At 57.3% G+C, this 25,441-nt stretch carries 25 protein-coding genes, 1 tRNA gene, 1 pseudogene and 1 riboswitch; of the genes and pseudogenes, 7 read left to right on the plus strand and 20 right to left on the minus strand.

From position 1 onward, the window contains the following. Nucleotides 1-44: 44 nt before the first annotated feature. The 4 genes from OKC40_RS04510 to OKC40_RS04525 all read right to left on the minus strand — a co-directional run bounded on the left by OKC40_RS04510 (nt 45) and on the right by OKC40_RS04525 (nt 3,073). Nucleotides 45-710 carry a tyrosine-type recombinase/integrase gene (locus OKC40_RS04510; protein ID WP_270794258.1) on the minus strand — a complete coding sequence of 222 codons (666 nt, stop codon included), beginning with the start codon at nt 708-710 and terminating at the stop codon, nt 45-47. 291 nt (nt 711-1,001) lie between these two features. Then, nucleotides 1,002-2,312, minus strand: coding sequence for a site-specific integrase (locus OKC40_RS04515; protein ID WP_148140660.1), 1,311 nt, complete (start codon nt 2,310-2,312; stop codon nt 1,002-1,004). An 83-nt stretch (nt 2,313-2,395) separates the two neighbouring features. Continuing rightward, a tRNA-Ser gene (locus tag OKC40_RS04520) sits at nt 2,396-2,483 on the minus strand. Between the two features lie 134 nt (nt 2,484-2,617). After that, nucleotides 2,618-3,073 carry a YbjN domain-containing protein gene (locus OKC40_RS04525; protein ID WP_082628315.1) on the minus strand — a complete coding sequence of 152 codons (456 nt, stop codon included), beginning with the start codon at nt 3,071-3,073 and terminating at the stop codon, nt 2,618-2,620. 158 nt (nt 3,074-3,231) lie between these two features. On the opposite strand from OKC40_RS04525, the gene OKC40_RS04530 reads away from it, so the two are divergent. Then, nucleotides 3,232-4,569: a flavohemoglobin expression-modulating QEGLA motif protein gene (locus tag OKC40_RS04530; RefSeq protein WP_270794259.1), complete on the plus strand. Its 1,338-nt coding sequence runs from the start codon at nt 3,232-3,234 to the stop codon at nt 4,567-4,569. A gap of 72 nt (nt 4,570-4,641) precedes the next feature. Here OKC40_RS04530 and OKC40_RS04535 read toward each other — a convergent pair whose 3' ends face one another. Together OKC40_RS04535 and OKC40_RS04540 are read right to left on the minus strand one after the other, a co-directional pair. Beyond that, entirely contained in the window at nt 4,642-5,223 is a 582-nt protein-coding gene (locus tag OKC40_RS04535; RefSeq protein ID WP_005337121.1) for a thymidine kinase, read from the minus strand. 91 nt (nt 5,224-5,314) lie between these two features. After that, nucleotides 5,315-6,895 carry a Na+/H+ antiporter NhaC family protein gene (locus OKC40_RS04540; RefSeq protein WP_064337722.1) on the minus strand — a complete coding sequence of 527 codons (1,581 nt, stop codon included), beginning with the start codon at nt 6,893-6,895 and terminating at the stop codon, nt 5,315-5,317. Nucleotides 6,896-6,983: 88 nt separating this feature from the next. Then, a riboswitch (Lysine riboswitch) is annotated at nt 6,984-7,155 on the minus strand. Between the two features lie 302 nt (nt 7,156-7,457). Here OKC40_RS04540 and OKC40_RS04545 point away from each other — a divergent pair. Continuing rightward, a complete protein-coding gene (locus OKC40_RS04545) occupies nt 7,458-7,862 on the plus strand; it encodes an H-NS family histone-like protein (RefSeq protein ID WP_005359895.1) in 405 nt (134 codons plus the stop codon). Between the two features lie 69 nt (nt 7,863-7,931). On the opposite strand, the gene OKC40_RS04550 is transcribed toward OKC40_RS04545, so the two are convergent. The 5 genes from OKC40_RS04550 to OKC40_RS04570 all read right to left on the minus strand — a co-directional run bounded on the left by OKC40_RS04550 (nt 7,932) and on the right by OKC40_RS04570 (nt 10,820). Further along, nucleotides 7,932-8,507, minus strand: a complete 576-nt coding sequence (locus tag OKC40_RS04550; RefSeq protein WP_106844486.1) for a cob(I)yrinic acid a,c-diamide adenosyltransferase — start codon at nt 8,505-8,507, stop codon at nt 7,932-7,934. Beyond that, nucleotides 8,504-8,734 carry a DUF3820 family protein gene (locus OKC40_RS04555; protein ID WP_005337126.1) on the minus strand — a complete coding sequence of 77 codons (231 nt, stop codon included), beginning with the start codon at nt 8,732-8,734 and terminating at the stop codon, nt 8,504-8,506. Before OKC40_RS04555 ends, OKC40_RS04550 begins: the two co-directional genes overlap by 4 nt. A gap of 1 nt (nt 8,735) precedes the next feature. Further along, nucleotides 8,736-9,407 (minus strand): 7-carboxy-7-deazaguanine synthase QueE, encoded by a 672-nt coding sequence (gene queE / locus OKC40_RS04560; RefSeq protein WP_270794266.1) that lies wholly within the window; start codon nt 9,405-9,407, stop codon nt 8,736-8,738. A 61-nt stretch (nt 9,408-9,468) separates the two neighbouring features. Next, a complete protein-coding gene (queC, locus tag OKC40_RS04565; RefSeq protein WP_139408991.1) occupies nt 9,469-10,176 on the minus strand; it encodes a 7-cyano-7-deazaguanine synthase QueC in 708 nt (235 codons plus the stop codon). 20 nt (nt 10,177-10,196) lie between these two features. Next, the gene (locus tag OKC40_RS04570) at nt 10,197-10,820 is read right to left on the minus strand and encodes a tRNA-uridine aminocarboxypropyltransferase (RefSeq protein WP_111808933.1); all 624 of its coding nucleotides are present in this window, start codon (nt 10,818-10,820) and stop codon (nt 10,197-10,199) included. Here OKC40_RS04570 and rrtA point away from each other — a divergent pair. Further along, nucleotides 10,819-11,412 carry a rhombosortase gene (rrtA, locus tag OKC40_RS04575; RefSeq protein WP_174219030.1) on the plus strand — a complete coding sequence of 198 codons (594 nt, stop codon included), beginning with the start codon at nt 10,819-10,821 and terminating at the stop codon, nt 11,410-11,412. The genes OKC40_RS04570 and rrtA overlap by 2 nt on opposite strands. Here rrtA and pyrF read toward each other — a convergent pair. The 6 genes from pyrF to cmk form a co-directional block, all read right to left on the minus strand. Then, a complete protein-coding gene (gene pyrF / locus OKC40_RS04580; protein ID WP_270794269.1) occupies nt 11,387-12,088 on the minus strand; it encodes an orotidine-5'-phosphate decarboxylase in 702 nt (233 codons plus the stop codon). The two genes, rrtA and pyrF, sit on opposite strands and share 26 nt — an antisense overlap. A gap of 18 nt (nt 12,089-12,106) precedes the next feature. Next, on the minus strand, nt 12,107-13,273 hold the full coding sequence (gene lapB, locus OKC40_RS04585) for a lipopolysaccharide assembly protein LapB (RefSeq protein WP_270794271.1): 1,167 nt from the start codon (nt 13,271-13,273) through the stop codon (nt 12,107-12,109). Nucleotides 13,274-13,282: 9 nt separating this feature from the next. Beyond that, the gene (locus OKC40_RS04590) at nt 13,283-13,567 is read right to left on the minus strand and encodes a LapA family protein (protein WP_005337143.1); all 285 of its coding nucleotides are present in this window, start codon (nt 13,565-13,567) and stop codon (nt 13,283-13,285) included. Nucleotides 13,568-13,725: 158 nt separating this feature from the next. Continuing rightward, nucleotides 13,726-14,010 (minus strand): integration host factor subunit beta, encoded by a 285-nt coding sequence (gene ihfB, locus OKC40_RS04595; RefSeq protein WP_033136607.1) that lies wholly within the window; start codon nt 14,008-14,010, stop codon nt 13,726-13,728. Nucleotides 14,011-14,102: 92 nt separating this feature from the next. After that, nucleotides 14,103-15,773, minus strand: coding sequence for a 30S ribosomal protein S1 (gene rpsA, locus OKC40_RS04600; RefSeq protein ID WP_042013223.1), 1,671 nt, complete (start codon nt 15,771-15,773; stop codon nt 14,103-14,105). Between the two features lie 94 nt (nt 15,774-15,867). Then, entirely contained in the window at nt 15,868-16,560 is a 693-nt protein-coding gene (gene cmk, locus OKC40_RS04605) for a (d)CMP kinase (RefSeq protein WP_058051760.1), read from the minus strand. Nucleotides 16,561-16,808: 248 nt separating this feature from the next. On the opposite strand from cmk, the gene ribA reads away from it, so the two are divergent. Then, a complete protein-coding gene (gene ribA, locus OKC40_RS04610; protein WP_005337152.1) occupies nt 16,809-17,402 on the plus strand; it encodes a GTP cyclohydrolase II in 594 nt (197 codons plus the stop codon). Between the two features lie 79 nt (nt 17,403-17,481). On the opposite strand, the gene OKC40_RS04615 is transcribed toward ribA, so the two are convergent. Further along, a complete protein-coding gene (locus OKC40_RS04615; RefSeq protein WP_270794273.1) occupies nt 17,482-18,438 on the minus strand; it encodes a LysR substrate-binding domain-containing protein in 957 nt (318 codons plus the stop codon). 63 nt (nt 18,439-18,501) lie between these two features. Continuing rightward, entirely contained in the window at nt 18,502-19,377 is an 876-nt protein-coding gene (locus OKC40_RS04620) for a LysR family transcriptional regulator (RefSeq protein ID WP_270794274.1), read from the minus strand. A 95-nt stretch (nt 19,378-19,472) separates the two neighbouring features. Between OKC40_RS04620 and OKC40_RS04625 the strand changes: the two genes are divergently transcribed. Both OKC40_RS04625 and OKC40_RS04630 read left to right on the plus strand, forming a co-directional pair. Then, the gene (locus tag OKC40_RS04625; protein ID WP_270794275.1) at nt 19,473-20,696 is read left to right on the plus strand and encodes an MFS transporter; all 1,224 of its coding nucleotides are present in this window, start codon (nt 19,473-19,475) and stop codon (nt 20,694-20,696) included. A gap of 130 nt (nt 20,697-20,826) precedes the next feature. After that, nucleotides 20,827-21,729: pseudogene (locus OKC40_RS04630) on the plus strand (IS4 family transposase); the annotation flags it as partial. Nucleotides 21,730-21,786: 57 nt separating this feature from the next. On the opposite strand, the gene OKC40_RS04635 reads toward OKC40_RS04630, so the two are convergent. After that, entirely contained in the window at nt 21,787-22,872 is a 1,086-nt protein-coding gene (locus tag OKC40_RS04635; protein WP_270794277.1) for a hypothetical protein, read from the minus strand. Nucleotides 22,873-23,127: 255 nt separating this feature from the next. Between OKC40_RS04635 and OKC40_RS04640 the strand changes: the two genes are divergently transcribed. Then, a complete protein-coding gene (locus OKC40_RS04640) occupies nt 23,128-25,383 on the plus strand; it encodes an LTA synthase family protein (RefSeq protein WP_270794279.1) in 2,256 nt (751 codons plus the stop codon). Nucleotides 25,384-25,441 lie beyond the last annotated feature (58 nt).

The raw sequence follows: 25,441 nt of genomic DNA on the forward strand, positions 1-25,441 counted from the left end.
TAGGCAGAGAAAATCCAAGCAAAACAACACGTTAGACGGTATTATTAATTCGCTTGCCGCTTAAGGTTCTGTACATGAGCCTGTGCTATCAAGATACGTGCGGCTATTATTCCCTGTTCAGTCAGCTCAATCTTCCGCAGCGATCCTTTGGTTTTTGGCGTCTTATAAGCACCATCAACCAACGCGAGATCTACCGTCAAGATCCGTTTGTCTAGATCAAATGCTTCTACGCTCACAGCCAGTAATTCACTGATCCGCAATCCGGTTGCAAGCCCTAATTGGATTAATGCCACTTCAATCGGATTGCTTTCTTGCCGTTGCAGCAAGAGTTTTATCTCTTTTTTTAGAAAGGGTTGCGGCTCTTCAATCTCAAACCGGCATTTCTTGATGCTATCCATCGGGCTCAATGCTATCAGGCCATCACTCTTGGCTCTGGCAAACACCTGCCTGAGAATATCGAGGTAATGATTAACGGTATTACCCTTATACCTCTTAAGGAGTTTGGCAATCATTAACTCTAATTTGGTCGTGGTGACCGTAACCAATAGCTCTTTTCCAATCAGCGTCTGAAGTTGCTTTGTCTTTCGATAATAGGCCTTAAATGTTGATTGGGCGTACTGGTTTTTCTTGATCGTCAGGTTTTCAGTCAATGCATCTGCAACAGTTTTTCGATCTAGTTCTGTGGCCTGCGGGTTCTTGTCATAGGTCATTTGCTCTCATTCCAGCTAACTCTTGCCAGCAGGTTACGAGCGTTCAAGCACCACGTCAACACATTTCGATCACACATTTTTATGGATGTCAATATTTATATTTACAAATATTTATAGGGGCTAATATTGACATGGGCGCATAATATGAATCGGTACTGCAACGACCCACCGTATTGAGATGGGTTGGCTCCTGCGCCCTGGCTATGGCACCAGATGTCATGCTGTCTGGGAGGGGCGCTAACCGCTACATACAGCGCTTAGCGACATATCCAGAGCTCAGGTGGCCTCTCTTCAAATGACGGTCACTAGATCCGCCGGTATCAACTCGATCTTCGCTTTCAACAGGGCAATGCTCACCCGTTTGCCGTAGCGGCCAAAGGTCAGCCCCTCCTTGCTGTGTCCTACCAGCTCCGCCACGATGTGCTCTGCCACATCCGCCTGCTGCAACTCATCAACAAAGGTGTGGCGCATGCCATAGATCGTCGGCCGCCCCTTACCGACAATGCCTGCATTGGTGAGATGGCGCTGGAACCGACACACCAGGTTGTGTGACCAGTCGGCGTCCTGGCCCGAGGGTTTATCATCAAACAGGTACTGGCTGCCCTGGCTACGGCAGTGGCCGACATACTCTAGGAAGTGATGTCTGATCAGTGCACTGTGCAGCGGAACATCACGGTAGGCGTTGGCCGTCTTGAGCTGCTGATCTTCTTCGCCCGCCTCGACCACCAGACACCAGATCCCCTCGATCTGTTTGACGTTCCGGGTCTTGAGTTGACATGCCTCAGACGGGCGCAGTCCGGCGTAGAGGCAGAGCAGCGGCACCCAGAAGTCCTGGGGCTTGAGTTTTTTGCCTTTTTGGGATTGTTTGGCTCGCAGGCTCGCAAACAGGGTGTCCAGTTGCGGGCGATGCCAGCGTACCCTGGCTTCATCTGCCCGCTTTTTCACTGGCTTCTTGCCCGCCGTTAAGCTGTCGAACGGGTTGCGGCTGCAATAGCCCAGGATCATGCACCAGCGGAAGAACTGCTTGGTGGCGGCAAGGTAATCTGATTTGGTTTTGAAGCTGATACTGTCGTTACGGAGCAGAGTGTTACGGAAGGCTTGAGCTAGGGCAGGCGTTATCTCATCGACCATGTGCCCCTTGGCCCAAGTGACGAACGCCTGAACCCGCAGTTGGAGTTGTCCGACGGATTTATGCTGGATCCCCTCACTGGCCTTACTCTCAATAAACTTCGTCAGCGCCTGTCTGAGGGGGACCCCTGTAGTAGGTGGAGAGGTATCGACGGGTTGCTTGATGGTCTGGGGAACGGACGAAAGCGCAACAGAAAGAGCATGATATTGCGGTACGGTAAAGCCCGCCGCTTTGAATGCATCGATCTCAGCTCTGATCCAGGCATGAAAACTATGGGTCGTGGCATCGGCAGGTGTCGCCGCAATGAGGGTGCGGACACGCGCCGCCAGCACCAGATTACGGTCTACGGCAACTTGACGTTCTTTGGTAAGGAGGGAAGTGCGGATAGCAAACGGCAAGCCTCGGTCACGCAAATTCTTGGGCAAGGGAAGCCGAGTGTAGTAGGTGCCGGAGGCATTTTTGCTCAGATACATGATTGTTCCACCCAGTTGATCCAGGAAAAAAATCACGTAAGTCTAGAAATGAAAAAACCCGTTGAAATTCAACGGGTTATATTTGGCGGTGAGGGAGGGATTCGAACCCTCGATACGTTGCCGTATACACACTTTCCAGGCGTGCTCCTTCAGCCACTCGGACACCTCACCAAATTTTGGTCTGTGGTTTAACGTGTTCAGCCAACACGGTGTTCGCTGCGCTGTTGCGCTGGAACGGGGCGTAATTTAGGGGAAAGCCCCGCCCGCGTCAACGGCTTTTTTCACCTGACGAACCGTTCGAACACTTAATGCACAGATTCCGGTGCAACCTGGATTTCCGCCAGGTTGAGGAAGCCGGAACGTTCGCATTCGGCAACCAGTTCGTGGGTGGCAGCGATGGTGCTTTGCACGAACAGCAGGAACTGCTCAACGCTGAGTCCGGCCTTGGTAAAGACGGTGTGGCCGACAACCAGCCGCGGCAGGTTGTCATCGATGATATCGAGGAACACCTTGAGGGAGGGGTACTGCATATTGAGTCGGCCCAGTTCGGCGACCAGCGGCAGCATTGCGGAGGGGCGCACTTCCAGCTCGGAGGAGAACAGCAGGCCTTCCTCTTCCACGAAGATCCGGCTCTCCTGAATACCATCGACCGACTGCAAAGAGACAATGTGGATACCGTGACACTGGTCGCAGACATAGTGCTCGATACGAGCCTGTTGCAACCAACGCATTATCATTTCGGAGCTGGGGATATTCATCATTTCCACGACAAGATTGAGATCAAGGGGCGCAGTCTAAACCAATTTGCTAGCAACAAAAAGCACGCCAACCCGATAACCCTGCGGCTCGCTTCTTTTTGGCAAGCGCTATGCATATACTCAGCCAAATCCACGACGACGCTTGCCCCACAGGGGGCCCAATGACCATCCAAGAAAAGTATCGCCTTCATCTGAAATCCCTCTCGGATGAGCTGCTCACCCTGCAAAAACCCATCCGGATTCTGGATGCCATCAAGTGGCCACGCCATCTGCAAGAGCGCTTTCTGGCAAGCGGTGGCAGAGAGCTGCCCGCTATCGACAGGCACTTCTATGAAGCTCTCCCCCTTGGCTTCGATCCACGCAACAAGTATCTGGAGCTCAAGGAGCTGCGGGACAGGATCCGCAGAAAGTTGGGGCCACAAGACGATCTTGGCCGGATCCTGCAAGAGACGGTCGATCAGTACATGGTGGTGATCGAGATGCTGCGCCAGCGCGGCCAACCCGATTTTCAGCGTTACAGCCAGCTGCTCTATGGCTCTGCCAGCGATCACCTGCGCGGGGATCGCAAGACCCTCAAGGAGCTGGGCTCCCGCCTGTGCGACATCTTCTCTTTGCCCGGTGCGCGCCATCTGGTGCGCCCCTACCCCAAGGAGTTCGAAGGAGAAGCGGCAGTTGCCAAACTGCAGGGCAAGCTGTCGAGTTACTTCAGTGACGGCACGGTGCAGGTGAAGCTGAGTGATGGCATCGTCTCAGACGCCGCGGCCGGTGGTGACTACATCAAGCTCAACTCCCACGCCCGTTTCTCCGAGCTGGATTTGCAGGTGCTGGAGGTACACGAGGGGTGGGTTCATGTCGGCACCACCCTCAACGGTCGCCAGCAGCCCTATGCCACCTGGCTGAGCGCCGGTTCACCGCGGATCACTGCGTGCCAGGAGGGGCTGGCGGTATTGATTGAGACGCTCACCTTCAGCTCTTTTCCGGATCGGGCCAAGCGTATCTCCGATCGGGTGATGGCCATCGACATGGCCGAGCGGGGCGCCGATTTTATCGAGGTGTTTCAGCACTTCGTGCAGCAGGGCACCAGCGAACACGACGCCTACAAGATCACCCAGCGGGTCTTTCGTGGCGGCATGGTGGGCGGTAGCGCCTGCTTTACCAAGGATCTCTCCTACGTGCGCGGCTATGTGGAGACGGTCAACTTTATCCGCAGTGCCGTGCTGGAAGGGGTGCCCGAGATCCTGCCGATGCTGTTTGTCGGCAAGGTGACGCTGGATGATATTCCGGTGCTCTATCAGCACTATCTGGAGGGGCTGATTGCCGCTCCCCGCTACCTGCCGCCGATGTTTCGCGATCTCACCGGGCTCTACGTCTGGTTCGGTTTTGCTTCCGGCATGTCGCTGGTCGATATCGGCCGGGTACAGCATCATTTTCGCCAGCTGTTTCAACGCCTGCCGGTGGCCGATCCCATCATCGCACCGGTGGATATCGAGATTGACTGAACCGCAGAGAAGCAAGCAGAAAAAGGGCGCCAGATTGGCGCCCTTCTCGACTATTCAAATATCGCAGCCGACTTACTTGTAGGCGCGACCTTCGAGATAGTGTTTGCGGCAGAGCGACACATAGCGATCGTTGCCGCCGATCTCCACCTGTTCGCCATCGCGCATCACCTGACCCGCTTCGTTGACCCGGGAGTTCATGTGAGCCTTGTTGCCACACCAGCAGATGCTCTTCAGCTCTTCAAACTTGTCGGCCAGACAGAGCAGATGGTAGGAACCCGGGAACAGCTCGCCGCGAAAATCGGTCTTGAGGCCATAGGCCATCACCGGAATATCCTGCTCATCGACGATGCGGGCTAACTGGTAGACCTGCTCACGGGTCAGGAACTGGGCCTCGTCCACGATGAAAACATCGATATGTTTCTTCGCATGGCGCTCTTTCACCATTTCAAACAGATCGCAGCTGTCGCTGAACACGTCCACCTTCAGTTCAAGGCCAACCCGGGCACTGATCACCCCGACCCCGAAACGGTCATCGATGGCTGGCGTCATCGCCAGAGGATGCATGCCCCGCTCCAGATAGTTGAAGTGCGCCTGAATGAGCTGGGTGGATTTGCCTGAATTCATGGTGGCAAATTTGTAGTGCAGTGAAGCCATGATACTGTTCCGAAACTGAATTTATGGGGCGCATGCTAACCAAAGCCCCTGACAAAACCAAGGGGCCCGCGGGCCCCTTGCTCTATAAATGTTACGCGGTGGCCAGCACTGGCCGCGCTTTGGCCTTTTTCAGGTGATAGCCGGTAAAGAGCACGAACCAGAGGGCACTGACACTGAAACCGGCCAGGCTGGAGTGCATCAAGCCCATCGCCAAGTAACCGATGGCCGCACCGAAGGCGATGGCCAGTGCATAGGGCAGCTGGGTCATCACGTGATCGATGTGATGGCAACCGGCACCGGTAGCAGAGAGGATGCTGGTGCTGGAGATGGGCGAGCTGTGATCCCCGAATACCGAACCTGCCAGTACCGCAGCCAGCATCGGCAGCATCAGGCTGATGTCGCTGGCGGCGGCCATGTCACCGGCCAGCGGCAGCATGATACCGAAGGTGCCCCAGCTGGTGCCGGTGGCAAACGCCATGGCACAGGAGAGGATAAAGACCACGGCAGGCAGCACTTCGATCGGCAGGTTGCCGTTAGCCAGCGAAGCCAGGTACTTGCCGGTCTCCACATCGCGCACCACGGCACCGATAGTCCAGGCAAACAGCAGGATGTTGATGGCTGGCAGCATGGCCATGACGCCTTGCGGAGCAGCCTTGATCCAGTTCTTGGCTCCCAGCTTCAGGCGCATAGCCAGACCGATGGAGACGACCAGACTGCACAGGGCACCGTAGACCAGCGAAGAGCCGACGTTGGTATTTTCGAACGAGCCGAGCACGCTGAATGGCAGCCCTTTCTCGCTCAGCACCGCAGCACCGGAATCAATCATGAAATAGATGGTGGCGGCGGTCAGGGTCAGGATCGGCAGTACCATGTCGATCATGCCGCCGTTGCTCTCTTCCGGGCTCTCCATATCCAGACCGATGGGGCGGCCCTTGGACTCATCCCACAGCTTGCCTTCCAGCGCCCACGCTTCATGTTGACGCATCGGGCCGATGTCGAGTTGGAATGCAATCACCACCAGCACCATGATCAGGGTGAAGACGGCGTAGAGGTTCATCGGGATCATCTCGACAAATGCCGCGATGGGGCTCTGTTCAGTCAGACCGTGGGCCGCCATGATGCCGCCAACCAGGGCAATGATATAGGCACCCCAGGAGGAGATGGGCATCAGCACGCAGACCGGCGCCGCGGTGGAGTCCAGCAGATAGGCCAGTTTGGCACGGGAGATCTGGAAGCGGTCGGTCACCGGACGGCAGATGGCCCCCACCGACAGGCTGTGGAAGAAGTCATCGATAAAGAAGGCAAACACCATCATGCCAGTCAGGGCTTTGGCGCCCTTGCGGGTCTTGGCACGACGCTCGGCCCACTCGGCAAAGGCACGGGTCGCCCCGGAGACGCTCATCAGGCTGATGAGGCCACCCAGCAGCAGCATAAACAGGATCATGTTGACGTTGTCACGATTGAGCGCGCCATCGACCCAGAAGATCTTGAGCACGGTATTCAACATGTAATGCAGGGATTCGAGGGGTGAAAACTGATTGAGCAGCAAACTGCCGGTGACGATGCCCACACCAAGGGACAACAGTACGCGGCGGGTCAGGATCGCCAGCGCGACAGCCAACAGGGGGGGAAGAACGGACCAACCGGAGTCGGCGAAATGACTAATGTCCATGATCTCTTTGCACCTAAAGATTACAGGTGGAGATCTACCGAGAGGATCTAAAGAAACAAAACCTATGGGGAGGTCATACTCCTCAGCCCCTTCAGGTAGCGCTCCATAGTGGATGACTATGGCAGTCCTGCACCTATTAGATGCAGAACCAGCAGCCCGGTATGATGGCCTGGCCACTTCGGCGCTGACTCCTTTCCTTGTGCATCACAGGCATCACCCTCCGCACAAATACTCATAGGCAGCGCGCCTCTACTTAAAGGTATTCGCCGCACATTTTATCGAGATGGCAGCTTATAGCAAGTTTTTTGATTAAATAGTCACGATAAACATATCAAGGTCGAAAAATGGTAGTCAAATGATGCAACAACGCCAGCTTTGACGCTATTTTCACCTACTGCGGTTTCATTGGCATCCAATCTCCAAGCCTATTGCAGGCCATATTAAATATCTGTATTGATGTTCCCCACGGATATTATATTTAACCCGGCTTGACTTATTTAAATCGCCAAGCAAGAATCAGCTGGAACATAATATTTTTCTCTGACTCGACGTGGTAACTCCTATGAATGAATTTTTAAAGGTACTGCTTAATATCCGCAGTCTGCGTGCGACCTGCCGCGAGCTTTCTCTGGAACAACTGGAAGAGGCACTGGAAAAACTCTCTACTATCGTTGCTGAACGTCAGCAGGATGAAGCTGCCGAGCGTCAGGCCCGTGAAGAGCATCTGCGGAAAATTAACGAATATAGCGAAATGCTGAAAGCCGCCGGTATTGATCCGGCAGAATTGGTAAGCGCTGTCGCTACCAACCCCGGCAAATCAGAAAAAGCCAAGCGGGCGCCACGTCCTGCCAAATATCGCTATCAGGATAATGGCGTAGAGAAAACCTGGACCGGCCAGGGCCGTATGCCTTCGGCTATTGCCAGCGCTGTGGCAGCAGGCAAATCACTGGAAGACTTTGCTATCTGATCTCAATCTCGTTGCTAATAAAAAACCTCGCCAAGGCGAGGTTTTTTATTGCCGCTTAAACGTGAAATATCAGATAGCTGATTGCGGGCGATCTGCTGCCTTGACCCATAGCACTTCACGCTCCCCTGCCACGCAGATGAGATAGCGGGCAACGGTAAAGAACCAGTCACTCATCCGGTTCAGATAGGGCAGCACCTCGGGATTGACCCGCTCTTCCCGGCTCAATGTCAGCAGCAAACGCTCGCAATGACGCACCAGAGTACGCACCACATGTGCTTGCGCCGCGGCACGGGAACCACCGGGCAATATAAATTGGCGCAGCGGTGGCAATGGCTCGCTATAACGATCTATCTGCTGTTCAAGGCGAGTGGTCCAGGCGGCATTAACTTGCCAAATTGATTCATTCTGGGCGTCGCTGGAGAATGCCAACTCCCCCCCCAGATCAAACAACTCCTGTTGCAACAGCTGTAAATCAGCCAATAAGCCGACCTCTTGCGACGGGACGTCACAAATCAGCAAGCCAATATGGGAGTTGAGCTCATCGATATAACCGTAGGTCTCGACCCGCAAATGATCCTTGGGCAATGGGATACCATCGGCCAGCCGGGTCATGCCTTTGTCGCCCTGCCTCGTATATATTCTCATACCGACATCCTGTTAATAATGGGAATAATCATGGACTCGAGTCCATTGAGTTTGATTTCGTAAGCCAACGCCAGCGTCTGGCCCAATTTACCCGCCGGAAAACCGCTGCGCGCCATCCACACCAGATAGGGCTCGGGAATATCGATGATACGTCGACCCTGATATTTACCGTAAGGCATCTTGTTGGTCAGGGTCAGCAGCACCTGTTCGTCGGATAGCCAATCCATATTAATCGATATCCAGATATTTATGAGTCTGGATTGAGAGTCGCCAGTTACGCGCGATACAGGTATCCATCGCCAATTGGGTGGCCCTTGGCTTCTGGCTGATCGGCTGCAAGGCAATGACCACATCAGGGCGCAGGGTCGCGGTAGCCAGCAGCGCATCCAGCTCTTCAATATGGTGCTCGGTGGCCACCGGATGCTTGATCTCGTTGGCCCGCTCCAGCGCCGAGACCAGCACTGGCAGCCCGCCTTTCATGCCAATCTTGGGCGAAACAGTGACCCAGGTCTGCTCATGGGTCTTGATCTCGCTGGTGCCACTGGTTTCAATCTGCACCTGATAACCCGCCGCCAGCAGGGCTGACGAGAGTTCGTGCAGATCGTAGAGGCAGGGCTCGCCACCGGTGATCACCACATGGCGCGCCTGATAACCCAGCTCACTAAAGCTCTTGATAATCTGCGCGGTGCTGAGTGTGCTCCAGCAATCTGATTCGTTGGAGCGATCCAGCACCGCCTCCTTAACCACTTCACGAGCCGGATCAACAACCCAGGTATGACGGGTATCGCACCAGGGGCAGCCCACCGGGCAACCCTGCAGGCGAACAAAGATGGCGGGCAGGCCGGTAAAGATGCCCTCCCCCTGGATGGTCTGGAAAATCTCGTTAATTGGGTAGTGCATCTCGATCACGGCTTGTTGCAAAAGTCGCGGATTATACCCCAAGCCACGGCAAGACGCAGGCTCACTCTGCGCTTTTCTCGCCCAGCCCGGTTTTCTCATACAGCCTGGTCATGATGCCCGCCTTGTCGGCCAGATAGTTGTGCAGGCCGCGACTGCGCAGCTCGCAAGCCGGACACGTGCCGCAACCGTCACCGGCAATGCCGTTGTAGCAGGTCAGGGTCTGCTGGCGCACCGTGTCGAGGTGACCATAGTGATCCGCCAGCGCCCAGGTCTCGGCTTTGTCGAGCCACATCAAGGGAGTATCAAAACGAATGCCACGACCCAGCCCCAGCGAGACCGCCTGATTGAGGGCCTTGACGAACTCGTCACGGCAATCGGGATAGCCGGAAAAATCGGTCTCGCACACCCCGGTGATCACCGCTTCGGCGCCCACCTGATAGGCATAGATAGAGGCCAGCGTCAGGAACAGGATATTGCGGCCCGGCACGAAGGTGTTGGGCAACCCGTTATCCTGCAGCTCGCAGCTGACAGGAATGTCGTCACGGGTCAGGGCAGAGACCGCCAGCTCATTGAGCAGCGTCACATCCATTACCTTGTGGGCGGCGATCCCCAGCGCACTGCCCAGACGGCGCGCGGTGTCGATCTCTTCCCGATGGCGCTGGCCATAGTCGAAGGTGATGGCGTGTACTTCATCATATTGAGCCAATGCCTGTACCAGACAGGTGGTGCTGTCCTGACCGCCACTGAAAACCACGACTGCTTTTTTCATCTTGATAACTCCTTCAAATGTCACGCGCGGCGGCCTTCGGCAAAGTCCTGCCACTGCGTATTCAACCGGTTAAACAGGGTCAGCAAGGGCGCATAGCGCTCCGGCCGCCCCTCCCACCGGGACAAGAGGTGATAGCCCGCCTCTATGGTAGAGAGGGCATCGGGAAACGGTTTCTTGCGAATGGCATATTGACCGGCAATAGCGCCAATGCCGATGCGGGGCAAGCGGGCCAGTGCCGGATTGCTCTGCAACATGCGATAAGCTTTGCGCCAGGTGCCGTCGAGCAAGATAAAAGCAACGGCGGCCGAGTCAGAGGATTCACTCTCCCGCTGTTGGCGAAGATCGGTCAGCGAAATGGCATCCTCATCCGGCCAGAGTAGATAGCAGCGACGGGAAGGATCGGCGAGCAGCCCGCTCAGCCACTCATCGCGGGAAAAATCCTCCCCCACATGGATCTCGCACTGTTGCAAAGAGGCCGCCAGCAGCGCCGCGGTGCCCTTGGGATGTGCTACCTCGTTGGGGTGCTGCAAGATGTAGAGGGGCGTGTGATTGTCAACCGGCACAATATAATCGCACAGGCAGGCTTTGAGGGCTCGGGTGCAACGTGTACAGTATCGACTGTTCTTGTCGTTGGACTGTTTCATGTTGTCAGACAAATCTGGATTGCTCTGGGTTATCACGCTCTCTCTCACCAGCTTGCTACTCTTCTTTACCGTTCCCAATCTTCAGCTCTCCTTCGATCGACCCTTGATCGCAGGTGGCGAAGGGTGGCGGATCATAACAGGCAATCTGGCTCATACCAATCTGTGGCACCTGCTGCTCAATCTAAGCGGCCTCGCCATTCTCTATAGCCTGTTTCGCGACTACCTGGGTCAGGCTCGCCTGCCGCTGCTGATGTTGCTGCTCTGGCTGGCCGTAGGCTTGGGGATCTGGTGGTGGTGCCCGCAGACCCAGTGGTACATGGGGCTATCCGGCTCGCTGCATGGTCTGTTTGTCTGGGGGGCGATGCAGGATATCCGCCACGGACGCCGAACATCGGGCTGGCTGCTGCTGGCAGGGATGGGGCTCAAGCTGGTGATGGACTTCTACAACGCAGGAGAGAGCCCGATCTCCACCCTGATCAATGCCAGGGTACACATCGGCTCTCATCTTATCGGGGCCGGTGCAGGCCTGTTGCTCGGCCTGCACCGTGTTTCACTGAGTGAGCCTGTTACGCACCAGCCAGCTCGGCATTGATACTGGCCAGCATGGCGGCCGGATCGGCAGCCTGGGTAATGGGGCGACCGATAACCAGATAATCGGCACCCGCCTCGACCGCCGCTTTGGGGGTCATCACCCGGCGCTGATCGCCCGCCGCTGAACCGGTCGGGCGAATACCCGGGGTCACCAGCTTGAAATCGGCGCCCAGCAAGGCTTTCAGCTCATGGGCCTCGTTGGCAGAACAGACCACCCCATCCAGACCGGATGCCTTGGTCAAGGTCGCCAGCCGGATCACCTGCTCGGCCGGGCTCACATCCAGACCAAGGGGGATCATGTCGGACTGCTCCATGCTGGTCAGCACGGTGACCCCAATCAGCAGCGGCGCCTTGTCGCCATAAGGCTGTAGCGCCTCTTTGGCGGCACGCATCATCCGCTCACCACCACTGGCATGCACGTTGACCATCCAGACACCGAGCTCGGCACTGGCTGCCACGGCTTTGGCAACGGTATTGGGAATATCGTGAAACTTCAGATCCAGAAAGACATCGAATCCCTTGGCCACCAGCTGGCGTACAAACTGTGGGCCAAACAGGGTAAACATCTCCTTGCCTACCTTGAGACGGCACTGGGCCGGAGAGATACGTTCAACGAACGCTAAGGCATCTGCCTCGTGCTGATAATCCAGCGCTACCAGTACTTTGGGATCTTGCATCTCACATCCTATTGCTTGTTATTCACCGTCCAGACCACGGATCGGCTTGATGGAACCCCACTGGCGACAAGACGGGCACTGCCAGAACAGCGAGTGAGTGGCAAAGCCGCACTGCCGACACTTGTGGGTTGACTTGATTTTGATCTGCTCGCCGACCAGCTGTTGCAGCAGTTCGAGGCTCTCCTTGGCAGGTCCCTCCTCCGCACTGGCCAGCTGAAAACCCACCAGCTGGTAAAAACCTTTCATCGACGGATGACGACGCAGCTGACGCAACACCAGCGAACGGGCCTGGCTCAGGCCATCACGCTCTTCAACCAGCTTGGCAAGGGCAAGGGTCACGCTGACACCGGCGTGATCTTCCACCGCCTTTTCAAGCAGCGGGATCAAAGCCGGCGTGCGGCCCAACTGCTGATAGCACTCGAGCAATTTGGGCATTGCCTCGGATGCAAAATCGATATCCTGCTCGAACACCCGCAGCAACTCCTTGCTGGCCTGCTCATACTCCCCCTCTGCCATGGCGAGCTCAGCAAGACGCAAACAGGCCCGGGCACATGCCGGATTGATGGTGAGCGCCCGTTTGAGCTTGGCCAGCCCCTCCCCTTTATTGCCCTCGCGCAGCGCGATCTCGGCTTGCTCGCAATAGAAATGGGAAATGGGGTCGGCCAGCTTCTTGCCCTGGAATTTTTGCAGACGAATCGCCACATCGATGGCCTTGTCCCAATCCCGCAACTGCTGGTGGATGATCAACAGCTGTGCCAGCGCCGTCTCTTCATAATCGCTGTCGTCACACAGCTCATTCCAGAGCGCTTCAGCACGGTCTAGCAAACCGGCAGCCAGAAAGTCGCGAGCCAGCTCCTGCAAGGCCAGCTGGCGCTGCTCCCGGGTCAGTTGGCGGGTCACCAGATTCTGGTGGATCTTGATGGCACGATCGACCTCCCCGCGCTGGCGAAACAGGTTGCCGAGGGAGAGGTGTGTTTCGATGGTTTCACTGTCCACCTCAAGCAGCTGGATAAAGAGATCCACCGCCTTGTCAGATTCATCGGACAGCAAATAGTTGAGGCCCGCCACATACTGGCGGGAAAACTGGTTACTCTGTTTCTGGGTGTCCTGGCGAACACTCCTGCGCCCCATGTACCAGCCATAACCGGCAGCGATGGGCAACAGCAGGAAAAGCAGTTCAAGCATTGAGGAACATTATTCCTTACCCGGTGACCGGGCCAGCTCCAACTCGCGGGATTGACGACGCATGGTGCGGTTGAGGGTGCGGTTTTGCATTTTCAGGCGCAGGAACAGCAGGCCGAATACCAGCCAGCCCAGCAAAAAACCACCAGCGAAGAAGAAGCCCAACAACATGGCAAGTGAAAACTCGCCCTGAGCAATCAGATAATTGAACTGAACCAGCTGGCCATTTTGTGAGCCCAGCGCCAGGGTCAGAACAAACACCAGCACCAGCGGAATGAGGGCCAAAATACGCTTCATAAGAGCTCCCTGTCAGTATCTAATGAGAGGCTGATTATCCTTAAAATCGCAGGCAGACTCTAGAGTGAATGGGAAAAGAGTTTAAGAAACAAGACGATTGGCACAGGAATAGGCGCCAAAAACAAAAAAGGCATACCCGAGGTATGCCCATTTCTGCATTATTCAATGATGTTGACGCGCTCGCGCAACTCTTTGCCAGGTTTGAAGTGCGGGACATATTTCCCGGTCAGTTCAACCTTGTCCCCGGTCTTGGGGTTGCGTCCCACACGGGGCGCACGATAGTGCAGTGAAAAACTGCCAAATCCGCGGATTTCAATCCGGTCGCCGTTTTGCAAGGTCGACGCCATCTGTTCAAGGATCTCCTTGATGGCGGCTTCGACATCCTTGGCCGGCATATGCATGCGGCTGGATGCCAGTTGTTCGATGAGATCTGATTTGGTCATAACGTTAAATCTCCTTCCCCGATCACATGCAATATTAATTTTGCCAGGATAAAAAAGGGCGGCGCAATGCCGCCCTTTTCTTGCATCAAGGATTACTCACCCTTGGCGGCTTTGAACGCTTCCATCATAGCATTGCTGAACACAACTTCTTCTTGTTGGTTCAGGCTATCGATAGCAACACGCTCATCAGCCTCGTCCTTAGCACGGACAGACAGGCTTACGGTGCGGTTCTTACGATCAACGCCCATGAATTTAGCTTCTACTTCGTCACCAACAGACAACACCAGAGTGGCGTCTTCTACGCGGTCACGAGCAGCGTCGGAGGCACGCAGGTAGCCTTCTACGCCGTCAGCCAGTTCGATAACGGCACCTTTGGCATCAACCTCGGTAACCTTACCCTTCACGATAGCACCTTTCTTGTTGTCAGCCAGGTACTTGTTGAACGGGTCTTCTTCGATCTGCTTGACACCCAGGGAGATGCGCTCACGCTCCGGATCCACTTGCAGAACAACGGCTTCGATCTCGTCGCCTTTCTTGAATTCACGCACGGCTTCTTCGCCCTGGTTGTTCCAGGAGATGTCAGACAGGTGAACCAGACCGTCGATGCCGCCATCCAGACCGATGAAGATACCGAAGTCAGTGATGGACTTGATCTTGCCGGAAACACGGTCGCCTTTGGCGTGAGTTTCGGCAAACAGCTGCCACGGGTTGGATTTGCACTGCTTCAGACCCAGGGAGATACGACGACGCTCTTCGTCGATGTCCAGAACCATCACGTCAACCACGTCGCCAACGTTAACAACTTTGGACGGGTGGATGTTCTTGTTGGTCCAATCCATCTCGGATACGTGTACCAGGCCTTCAACGCCTTCTTCGATTTCAACGAAGCAGCCGTAGTCGGTCAGGTTGGTCACGCGGCCAGACAGACGGGTGGTCTCCGGGTAACGCTTGGCGATAGCAACCCAGGGATCTTCGCCCAGCTGCTTCAGACCCAGAGATACACGGGTACGCTCGCGGTCGAACTTCAGAACCTTGACAGCGATCTCGTCGCCAACGTTGACGATTTCGGAAGGATGCTTAACGCGCTTCCACGCCATGTCGGTGATGTGCAGCAGGCCGTCAACACCGCCCAGATCTACGAATGCACCGTAGTCGGTCAGGTTCTTGACGATACCCTTAACTTCTTGACCTTCTTGCAGGTTAGCCAGCAGGCTTTCACGCTCGGAGGTGTTCTCGGTCTCGATCACGGCACGACGGGAAACAACAACGTTGTTGCGCTTCTGGTCCAGCTTGATGACTTTGAACTCGAGTTCTTTGTTTTCCAGGTGAGCGGTGTCACGGATCGGACGCACGTCAACCAGAGAACCCGGCAGGAAGGCACGGATGCCGTTCAGTTCAACGGTGAAACCACCCTTGACCTTGCCGTTGATGATACCGATAACGGTAGCTTGCTCTTCGTATGCCTTCTCAAGCTGCAGCCAGGCTTCGTGGCGCTTGGCTTTTTCGCGGGACAGCTTGGTTTCGCCGAAACCATCTTCGATAGAGTCCAGAGCCACATCAACGGTATCGCCGACGTTGATTTCCAGCTCGCCCATGGCGTTCTTGAATTCTTCAGCCGGAATAGCGGACTCGGATTTCAGACCGGCGTCAACCAGTACGAAACCGTTCTCGATAGCAACGACAGTACCCTTGACGATGGAACCTTGACGGGTTTCAACGGCGTTCAGGGACTCTTCAAAGAGTTGAGCAAAAGATTCGATCATTGTTTATGTCACAAATGAAACATCCACTTGCAATCCGGCGCAAGCGGGGCTGTTTTAAATAATCTGCGCCATCCTTGGTGCAGACGACCGGGTGTCAGCTTGCGCTGGCATCACCAAGTTGTTGCTCTGCATAGGCGAGCACTGTTGCCAGCACTTCATCTATGGTCATGGCGGTAGAGTCTACCACCAGAGCATCTTCTGCCGGTTTCAGGGGTGCCGTAGCGCGATTTCTGTCGCGATCGTCACGTTCCCGGATCTCGGTTAAAAGACGCTCAAAGTTAACATCAAAGCCCTTATCTTGCAACTGCTTATAGCGGCGCTGGGCCCGTTCTTCGGCACTGGCGTCGAGGAAAATCTTCACCTCGGCCTCGGGGAAAACCACTGTGCCCATGTCGCGGCCATCGGCGATCAGACCCGGAGCCTGACGAAATGCCCGTTGACGGCGCAGCAAGGCTTCGCGCACCCGGGGGAAGGCGGCGATTTTACTGGCGGCATTGCCCACCTCTTCGGTGCGGATGGTTCGTGAGACATCTTCCCCTTCCAGGATCACCTTGACCAGATCCCCTTCAACCTGAAATTGCACATCCAGATTGGCGGCCAGCGGTACTAATGAGGCTTCACTGTCCAGCGCTACATCATGATGCAGAGCGGCCAGGGACAACACCCGATAGATGGCGCCCGAGTCCAGCAAGTGCCAACCCAGTTTCTCGGCGAGCAGCTGACACAAGGTGCCTTTTCCTGCGCCACTGGGGCCATCAATTGTCATCACGGGGGCCATCTGAGGCATAACTTCTCTCCTGCACTGTGTTGCTCCCATCCCGAGGGGGTGGGTTAATGGGCGCCGATTATACCCGAATGTGGTGAGCCTGGCAGTCATCAATCCGCACAAAGGACCAAAACCCCGGCGGGCAGCGGTGCTTGTCTCTTACCTGGACATTTCATTAAGCAATGCAGGGACTTGTTCTTATGGTCGTTGCCGACAAGGCGCGCTAAACTGGCCCCCTTTTTTGAGCCGTTAGCAGTAAGGAGCAACCTATGAGCAGCGTTACCCTCGTGGCCAAATCAAAATTGCCAACCCCCTGGGGCACCTTCACGCTGGTAGGTTTTCAGGAAACCGGCACAGGCAAGGATCACGCAGCACTGGTGATGGGCGACATTACCGGTGAAGAGCCTGTACTGGGCCGGATCCACTCAGAGTGCCTGACCGGAGACGCCCTGTTCAGCCTGCGTTGTGACTGCGGTTTCCAGTTGCAGGCCGCCATGGAAAATATCGCCAAGGCGGGTCGTGGCGTGTTGTTGTATGTGCGTCAAGAGGGCCGTGGCATCGGTTTGCTCAACAAGATCCGTGCCTATCACCTGCAGGATCAGGGTGCCGATACCGTTGAGGCCAACGTGGCCCTGGGCTTCGCCGCCGATATGCGCGATTACACCATCTGCGCCGACATGCTCAAGCAGCTTGAGGTCAAGTCACTCAAACTGATGACCAACAACCCGCGCAAGATGAAGGCGATGGAATCCTTTGGCATTCCGGTGGCCGAACGGGTGCCGTTGCAGGAAGGGCGCAATCCACACAACGAGTTCTATCTGTCGACCAAGGCCAACAAGCTGGATCACATGCTGAAGAAGTGAGCCTGCATTGACAGATGCCAGATAGTCAAACGCCTCCAATTCGGAGGCGTTTTTCTTGAGACAATCTGACCGCCCCAGGCTATCGCACTGGCACGGCCAGATTGGCCAGCAGTGCATCAAGCTCTTCGCCAGTGCGGGCTGCGCAGCATTGGTCGACCAGCTCCCGGGTCAATTGCGGCGCGAGACGGCCGATCAGGTCATACAGATAGCCGCACAAAAACGCCCCTCTGCGTAACCCGATAGCGGCCACACCACCAGGTAGCCAGGGCACAGCCTTGAGCAGCAGATCACCATCGCGCTGGGGCTCCCAGGCAAAGGTGGCCATCGCCCCAATCCCCATCCCTTGTCTGACATAGGTCTTGAGCACATCGCTGTCGCTCGCACAACAGGCGATCCGGCTCTCGGCATGAGCGCAATCAGTGCCCTGAGTAGTGGAGAGAGCCCTTCCGTCAGTCACCAGTGCAAACTCGACCAGCTCGGCCGGGGTCAGCGATGTCGCTTTGGCCAACGGATGATCCTTTGGCAGCACCAAGCCCCGTTGCCACTGAAAACAGGGCAGTATCAGCAGATCGCGCCCCTCCTCCAACTCATCGGCAAGCAGCAGATCGGCAGCGCCATCATGCACGGCAGTACGGCACTGCGCTGCACTCCCCTGCATCAGCGTTACGGCGACTTTTGGAAAGCGGGCTATGAAGCCCTTGAGGATGGCGGGCAGAATATAGCGAGCCTGCAGATGGGTGGCGGCAATGGTGAGGGTTCCCTGCTCAGGATGCACATGCTGCCTGGCCATCACCTTGATGGTGGCAACCTTGTCCAGCACCTCGGCCGCCACTTTGATCACATCCCGACCGATGGGGGTGATCTGGGTCAGGTGTTTGCCACTGCGCTCGAAGATCTGGATCCCCAGTTCATCCTCCAGCATCCGCACCTGTTTGCTGATCCCGGGCTGGGAGGTAAAGAGGCTCTCGGCGGTGGCCGACAGATTCAGCCTGTGGTTCGCCACCTCGACGATATAGCGCAATTGCTGCAGTTTCATGGTGTAGCCCTCAAGCGAACCCACCATTAATAGTAACAAACTTTCAGCAATGGCCCGCCGCCATCAGGTCGGGCGCTCCTTGAGCAGGAAATCTCGCAAGGCACGGTTGGCCATGGAGAGCGGATCGCCACGCCGCCACGCCACACAGAGATCGAGATAGATGGGCGGGTCGAAGGGCACACCACTCAGATCCGGCTCCTCTTCCAGCACCATCCGCAAGAAGGTGGTCACCGCAAAGCCTTGCCGCACCACCGCCTTGAGCAGAGGGATGAGATTGCTCTCGAAGGCGATATCGGGTTCGACGCCCAGGCTCTGGGCCAGCGCCTCCATATGCTCCCGGTGATAGAAACCGCGGCGAAACAGCGCCAACTCCTGAGCAAAAAACTGCGAGAGGGTCACGGCCGGTTCGCCGCGCAGGGGGTGATCATCCCCTACAACCATCAACATCTCTTCGCTTAGCAGATGTGCCCCCTCGATGGCGGGCGGCAGATCACTGGTGATGAGGATGGCCAGATCGAGGGAGCCATCCACCATCCGGCTGAGCAGCTCGCGGGTACCGGCCTCTTCGACCCGGATCTTGAGCCCGGGATAGCGATGCTTGAAGGCCATCAGACGAGGGGGAAAATAGTAGGAACCCATCATATAGGGGATCCCGATCCGCACCTCCCCTCGCTCCAACCCCTTCAGTTCGGCCATCTCAGCCTCGGCCTGATGCATTTGCAGCAACAGGCGCTCGGCATGACGACAGAGCACCTCCCCCTCCGGGGTGAGCCGTACCGCACGGTCCTGCCGATCAAACAGCCGCAACTCGAGCTGCTGCTCCAGTTTGGCGATGGCCATGCTGATGGCAGGTTGTGCCACATGCAGGCTGTTGGCAGCCTTGGTAAACGAACCGGTATCCCTGACCGCCAGCAGATAGGTGAGCTGTTTCAGATCCATGCATCAATTTGTCTTATGAGATAGATAACTTAAATATATTATATTTATAACAGCAAGGACTCTACCCTGACCAAAAGCTGTCAGGACAATACGCAATGATTGAAGTCGGAAGTCGCGAGTGGATACGTGCAACCCTGGTCCTCAGCCTGGGCTCTTTTCTGGTGTTTCTGAACCTCTACCAGACCCACCCCCTGTTACCCCTGATTGCCGAGGTCTTCTCGGTCAACTCCCTCTCGGCCAGCTGGACCCTGGCAGGCTGTACCGCAGGACTCGCCGCCTCCCTGCTGATCTGCGCCAGACTGGCGGATCGCCATGGCCGTCGGCAGGTCATGCTGGGCACCCTCACCTTGGCAATCCTGCTCTCGTTGTTGATCCCGCTGGTTGAGCAGTTCAGCTCCCTGCTATTGCTGCGCATCCTGCAGGGGGCGCTGCTGGCCGGGTTACCAGCCACTGCGATTGCTTATATGGGGGAAGAGTTCAGCAAACGGGCGCTGCTCTCGGCGGTAGGGGTCTATATTGCCGCCAACTCCCTCGGTGGCATTGCCGGTCGGGTGGTCGGTGGCCTGCTGGCGGGCTGGTTTGGCGACTGGCAGCATACCTTTCTGGGGATTGGTGTTATCAGCCTGTCGCTGTTGCCGCTGGTCTTCTGGCTGCTGCCCCCTCAGACCCGCTTTGTGGCGAGCGCCCCCGTTCGTGGTCAATTTGTCCGCGCCTTGCAGCAACACCTGACCAACCCCTTGCTGGTAGGGGCCTATCTGATTGGCGGCCTCAACTTTATGGTGTTTCTGAACCAGTTCAGCTACCTCACCTTCTTGCTGGCCAAGCCCCCCTTCTCCCTGCCCACTCAATGGCTCGGCATGCTGTTTCTCACCTATCTTTCGGGGACCGTGGCCTCCTCCCTGAGCGGCCGTTTCGCCAACCGCTGGGGGGCACAACGCATGCTGCTGGTCGGGATCGCGCTGATGGCCATCGGCAGTCTGTGGCTGCTGCAGGGCAGTCTGCTCGGGATCCTGAGCGGCTTGCTGGTCTCCAGCTTCGGTTTTTTCCTGGCACACGCCTGTGCCAGTGCCTGGGTCGGTCATCATGTCGAACACAACCGGGCCCTCGCATCCTCCCTCTATCTGGTGGCCTACTATCTGGGAGCCAGTCTGGGTGGGCTTTACTTGCACCCGTTCTGGGAACGGGGCGAGCTGGGCGGGTTGGTCATGGGAATTGAACTGGTCCTCATCCTGACGGTGGGCTTGAGCCTCTGGCTTGGTCGTCTCAAGCAACAAACAGAATCGCCACTGCCCACCCAGCAACCCCACCGGCACGGGTAAGGGGCTCCGCGCAAACAGGCTCACGCACAATTAGATAACCATCTCGCGGCCAAGCACCGCCAGATAGCAAAAGGTGTCACACGGTGATAATGCCGATCATTTAAGGATCCATTGACCGATCCTTCTAGCCCCCTTTGTCGCCCCCAGCACTTTCCTGCAAGCTAGCAAAAAGCTTGGCCACAAGAGCATCGAGCGGCGGTTCCACGACACCGCCGCAGGCAGGCACCCGCAGGCCAATGTAGTGGTCTAATCACCCCGGTTGGGCCAAGCTGCAGCTGCTTGCCGTCGATAGAGTGATGTGGCGCACGCCCGATCCCCCGGACAACTCTGCCGCCTTTGCCAAGTCCGGTACCCAGCAGGCGAGACCGCCTATCCGCAGGTTCGCATACTTTGTCAGATGGAGCTAACCAGCCACCAGCTTGTTCAAACCGTCATGGATAGCTGCGCCGTCAACGAGATTGTGCTGGCGGAGAAGCTTATCGACCACACGCCAGGCAAACCACCGGCAACGAGCGGCACTGGCTGCTGCCACTCAACGCGGGGGCGCAAAGAAGTGGCCGCTGTTGCCCGAAACGATAGAAGCCCGCTTGCTGACTCGTACTATCAACGGCAAGGAGCACCAAGTGTTGACCTCGATGGTCGACCCGATGCGTTTCCCTGGGACTGACATCGTCGAGCTCTACAACCATCGCAGGGAAATATAGATCTGGGCTATCGGGAGATGAAACACAACCTGCAACAACACCGACTGACCCTGCGCAGCCAGATGGTGAAGATGGCCGCGAGTCTCAAGGGAGACTTGGCTAGCCAGCTGAGTTTTCACATGGCGTCGGTCTATCTCATTCATGAACTGAGCTGCATGCTGTACATGTCGCCGGGGACTATCCCGAAGCGGGTAGCTGAGCTGGAGAAACAGGCGGGACAGTTTGTATTGCCAGAACGAAGGGAGCGAGGTTACCCCCGCTGCGTGAAGCCAAGGCCACAGAGGTATAGTGTGAAAAAAGCCAATAAAAACAATGCCAGTCAGGCTTAACTGACTGGCATTACCCACAAGGAGCCCTGTTTATTTGTGTATCACTGACGTATTGGCTCAGGTAAAGCTGGTGGCGGGCAACTGGCAGGCCACGGCTTCCCGGCGCAGCTGCTGCAAGCGGGCCAGCAGCCCGGTCTGGCCCAGTTCCGTCTCCTGAGAGGAGAGATTATCCACCAGCAGCGGATAATGCTCCGTTACCGCCTGCACCAGCCAGTCGAGACGACGCAGGGTTAGCGGGCCGCAGCTCTGGCCGCTCAGATCATCGGCCACATCGAGCCGGTGGCTGCGATACATGTCCCGCCACCAGTTGGCGACCAGCGCCTCGTCGCTTGCCAGTGCGGCGCTCCACTCCCCTTGCAGGGCGTGCAGGCGGGCCAGCACCGGGGCACTGGCCCCTTCACGGATCAGGTGATGGATCTCCCGTTTCACCCATTTCAGACAAAGCTCGCGCCAGTAGCGAAATTGCGGCAAGGGATCGGCCTCATCGAGCCAAAGCCCTGACAGGGTGCGGGTCTCCAGCCGCTCCGGCACATGGAACTGCGGGTCGACCAGACCGTTGGAGTTGTATTCAAAGCGGGGATCGAAGGTCCACATATAGCCAAAATCGAACACGCTGATCTGCTCGCCGTCATCGAGCAGGTTGCCCGGGCTCGGATCCCAGTCAAACCAGCCCCAGCGGGCCAGCTCCCCCTGCACCTCCAGCATCTGGGCCAGATTGCGTTCGTTGAGCTGATGCACCGGCACGCCCCGCAGCCAGGGGGAGACCAGCACTCCGGCCCGCGCCGAGCCGAAGCTGGTGCAGACCACATGGGAGAGGATGGTGGGATGCAACTCGCGCAGCGCCTCGATTTCACGCCGCCGCTCCAGTTCGGTCAGAAAGGCGGTCTTGCCATCGAGGTTGGCCACCAGCGAATCCTGACGCCGCCGCTTGAGACACCAGTGGTGCCCCTCCACCTTGAGGTGAAACACCTCGGCGGTGAGACCGTGGCGATAGACCTTGACCACAGCCGGATGGCTATCCTTCAGCTTGACCAGCTGTGCCAGCGGCAACGGGCAGTCACGCTCGCGCCCGATCCGGATCTCTTCCTTGCTCTCCAGCATGCGCAGCAATCTGGCCTGGCGCGCCATCACCTTAGGATTCATACATGTACCTCCTGTCGCTATTGAGAGACTAAACAGCGCCTTTCTCCCAGGCCAGCGGCAAAACCCCATGATGACGCTTTCATCACATATTCCGTGCAACCCCTCGATCGGGATCACAATTTGCAAGGTTGAACTGTAACCAAATATTCATTGAGTGGTCATTAAATTGACAACCCGGAACAAGGCCCGCACCATCGGGTCAAACTCTATGCGGATGAACGATCTCTCCCTCACTCGCTCAAAGGATGAGCTTATATGAATCGCCCCTCCTCAGGCCGCCATCGCGTCCTGAGTCTGCCCTCTGGGCTGCTGGCCCTGCTGGGCGGATTGCTGCTGCTGACGCTGTTATTGCCGCTGATCAATCCCGGCAGCTGGCTGGGCCGTGCCCAGCCGTTGGTGCTGGGCCCCGCCGACAATCCGCTGGCCACCCTCACCCGCCACGCCCTGCTCTATAAAAGCGACAGCCGCGGCCTCTATCTGGTGGTGCGCAGCCAGTGGCAGTTGCGGGGGCCGTTGCAAGCGGGGGACAAGGTGCGGGTGGAGCTGCTCAACGACAAGGGAGAGCGGATCGACGAGCTGAGTCAGGCGGTGGATAAACGTCAGGTGTGCCGCAATAACCGCTGCTCGCTGGATCTCAACAGCACCCTGCGCGCACCGGACGATGCGCTGGCCAGCCGTTATCAGCTGCGCATTGGTCTGCTGCTCAAAGATCGCCCCGAGAGCGGCGATTTCAGCCAGATCCTGCAAACCCTGCCGGAGCAGGGCTTCAACCTCACCTATCTAGTGGTGAGCCTGACGCTGGTGCTGGCCCTGAGCGCCGCCGTGCTCAAGACGGTGCTGCCAAAGCTGCGCCGCAGCCTGCGCTGGCGGATCATCGGCAGCCTGCTGCTCGGCAACCTCACCTTTGTGCTGCTGCACGGCTTCGTGGTGTTCAAGCTGGGGGAGTTTCTGCTCTGGTCAGGCTTTCGGCCGGAGCACTACTATCTGGCCTGGGGCAGCATGGTGCTGGGCTGGAGCCTCTGCGCGCTGGCGGGCTTCAACCTCTATATGGGGCTGGTCTTTACCGCGCTGTCAGGCATAGGTCTGCTGGCCAACTTTATGAAGATCGCCATCTACGGCGTGCCGCTCGGCGGGGACGATTTTGGCAACTTGCTGGCGCTGCTGCGGATCCTGCTCGACCAGCACCCCATCCTGCCCATCTTCACCGTATTGCTGGCACTGTTTCTCTGCTGGCGCTTTGCCCTGTCGCGCTGGGTGTTGCGCACTGCCGCCGCCACCGTCGCCTTCTTTGCCCTCTGCGTCTTTGCCACCCAGACCGGCAACAAGCTGCTGGGAGCCAACATTCGCTACGTGGACCGTGCGGTCAACTACCACAGGGACATCATTCGCTCCGGCCCCGGCCTCTATCTGTTCAATCTGGTGGACGAGATGCTGCAAAGTGGCAGCGTGTTTCGCTACCCCTTGCAGATCAACGAGCTGGCCCCACAGCTGAGCTATCCGCCCCAGGGCATAGCGCCGCGCTGGGATCTGGTGATCGTGCTGCAATATGAGTCGCTCTGGCTCGACTGGAAGGGGCGGATCTGCGCTCCGGCTCCCACTCTCTCCCTGCCCGCCAGCGTGCAGCAGTGGCAAAAAACCATCCACTCCCCCACCACCGGCGGCATGACGGTGCTGGCGGAGTTCGAGATGAACACCGGCCTGCCGGTGGGCTTGCTCAAGCAGGGGGTGGTGCCCTACTACTACCTCTCTGAGCAGGTGCCGGGGCTGGCCCAGAGCGCCAGACAGAGCGGCTATAAGACGCTGTTCGCCCACCCCTATGTGGAAAAATTCTGGGGCCGCGCCAAGGCGATCCCGGCGCTCGGCTATGAGGAGCGCTGGTTCGATACCCGCTTCACCACCCTCGAGCATAAGGGGCTCTATATCTCCGACGATGCGCTGATCGACCATATGCTCAAGCGCAGCGAGCAGGATAGCCAGCCGCTGTTTGCCTACGCGGTCACCATGCAGGGGCACGGCCCCTTCGATGGCCCTCGCTATCAGGGGCAGGAGCGCAGCGGCGCCTGCCCGAACCAGAGCGAGAGCGACACCCAGCTGCTCAACACCTACTACACCGGGGTGGTGGATGCCATGGCCTCGCTGGAGCGGCTGCTCAAGACCCTCGACCAGTCGGGCAAACGCTATCTGGTGGTGGCCTTTGGCGATCACCAGCCGTTTTTGATGTCCGCCGGCAAGGGCATCCACGGTGACAAACCGGCGCGCGATGCCACCTACCAGATCCCCATGATGGCCTTTGCCCGCGCTGATGATCCCCTCAATCTGGCAACCCAGTTTGCGCCAGTGCGCCAGCTCTACCAGATGGGTCAGGCGACTCGTCAGCTGCTGGCGGGGGATATCACCCCCATCGAGGACAAGCCCCTGCTCCATCCGGTGCTGGGGGAAGAGAAGGGATTCGACCCCTCGAGCCTGGTGCCGCAAATCCGCGCCAGCTTCCGGCCCGATGCCCTGCCCTGATCCCACCCCACAAAAACAGACAAGGCCGCATCAGCGGCCTTGTTTTTTGACATTCATT

This window comes from Aeromonas sp. QDB11 (assembly GCF_027705265.1).
Classification (GTDB): Bacteria; Pseudomonadota; Gammaproteobacteria; order Enterobacterales; family Aeromonadaceae; genus Aeromonas; species Aeromonas allosaccharophila.

Coding starts and splice junctions, on each gene's coding strand:
- queC (WP_139408991.1), bottom strand. CDS start 10,176: ATGAAAAAAGCAGTCGTGGTTTTCAGTGGCGGTCAGGACAGCACCACC.
- queE (WP_270794266.1), bottom strand. CDS start 9,407: ATGCACTACCCAATTAACGAGATTTTCCAGACCATCCAGGGGGAGGGC.
- OKC40_RS04530 (WP_270794259.1), top strand. CDS start 3,232: ATGACCATCCAAGAAAAGTATCGCCTTCATCTGAAATCCCTCTCGGAT.
- OKC40_RS04525 (WP_082628315.1), bottom strand. CDS start 3,073: ATGATGAATATCCCCAGCTCCGAAATGATAATGCGTTGGTTGCAACAG.
- rpsA (WP_042013223.1), bottom strand. CDS start 15,773: ATGATCGAATCTTTTGCTCAACTCTTTGAAGAGTCCCTGAACGCCGTT.
- OKC40_RS04545 (WP_005359895.1), top strand. CDS start 7,458: ATGAATGAATTTTTAAAGGTACTGCTTAATATCCGCAGTCTGCGTGCG.
- pyrF (WP_270794269.1), bottom strand. CDS start 12,088: ATGCAAGATCCCAAAGTACTGGTAGCGCTGGATTATCAGCACGAGGCA.
- OKC40_RS04555 (WP_005337126.1), bottom strand. CDS start 8,734: ATGGATTGGCTATCCGACGAACAGGTGCTGCTGACCCTGACCAACAAG.
- OKC40_RS04625 (WP_270794275.1), top strand. CDS start 19,473: ATGATTGAAGTCGGAAGTCGCGAGTGGATACGTGCAACCCTGGTCCTC.
- lapB (WP_270794271.1), bottom strand. CDS start 13,273: ATGCTTGAACTGCTTTTCCTGCTGTTGCCCATCGCTGCCGGTTATGGC.
- OKC40_RS04615 (WP_270794273.1), bottom strand. CDS start 18,438: ATGAAACTGCAGCAATTGCGCTATATCGTCGAGGTGGCGAACCACAGG.
- OKC40_RS04620 (WP_270794274.1), bottom strand. CDS start 19,377: ATGGATCTGAAACAGCTCACCTATCTGCTGGCGGTCAGGGATACCGGT.
- ribA (WP_005337152.1), top strand. CDS start 16,809: ATGAGCAGCGTTACCCTCGTGGCCAAATCAAAATTGCCAACCCCCTGG.
- OKC40_RS04540 (WP_064337722.1), bottom strand. CDS start 6,895: ATGGACATTAGTCATTTCGCCGACTCCGGTTGGTCCGTTCTTCCCCCC.
- OKC40_RS04550 (WP_106844486.1), bottom strand. CDS start 8,507: ATGAGAATATATACGAGGCAGGGCGACAAAGGCATGACCCGGCTGGCC.
- OKC40_RS04570 (WP_111808933.1), bottom strand. CDS start 10,820: ATGAAACAGTCCAACGACAAGAACAGTCGATACTGTACACGTTGCACC.
- OKC40_RS04515 (WP_148140660.1), bottom strand. CDS start 2,312: ATGTATCTGAGCAAAAATGCCTCCGGCACCTACTACACTCGGCTTCCC.
- OKC40_RS04535 (WP_005337121.1), bottom strand. CDS start 5,223: ATGGCTTCACTGCACTACAAATTTGCCACCATGAATTCAGGCAAATCC.
- OKC40_RS04590 (WP_005337143.1), bottom strand. CDS start 13,567: ATGAAGCGTATTTTGGCCCTCATTCCGCTGGTGCTGGTGTTTGTTCTG.
- rrtA (WP_174219030.1), top strand. CDS start 10,819: ATGTTGTCAGACAAATCTGGATTGCTCTGGGTTATCACGCTCTCTCTC.
- OKC40_RS04640 (WP_270794279.1), top strand. CDS start 23,128: ATGAATCGCCCCTCCTCAGGCCGCCATCGCGTCCTGAGTCTGCCCTCT.
- cmk (WP_058051760.1), bottom strand. CDS start 16,560: ATGCCTCAGATGGCCCCCGTGATGACAATTGATGGCCCCAGTGGCGCA.
- ihfB (WP_033136607.1), bottom strand. CDS start 14,010: ATGACCAAATCAGATCTCATCGAACAACTGGCATCCAGCCGCATGCAT.
- OKC40_RS04635 (WP_270794277.1), bottom strand. CDS start 22,872: ATGAATCCTAAGGTGATGGCGCGCCAGGCCAGATTGCTGCGCATGCTG.
- OKC40_RS04510 (WP_270794258.1), bottom strand. CDS start 710: ATGACCTATGACAAGAACCCGCAGGCCACAGAACTAGATCGAAAAACT.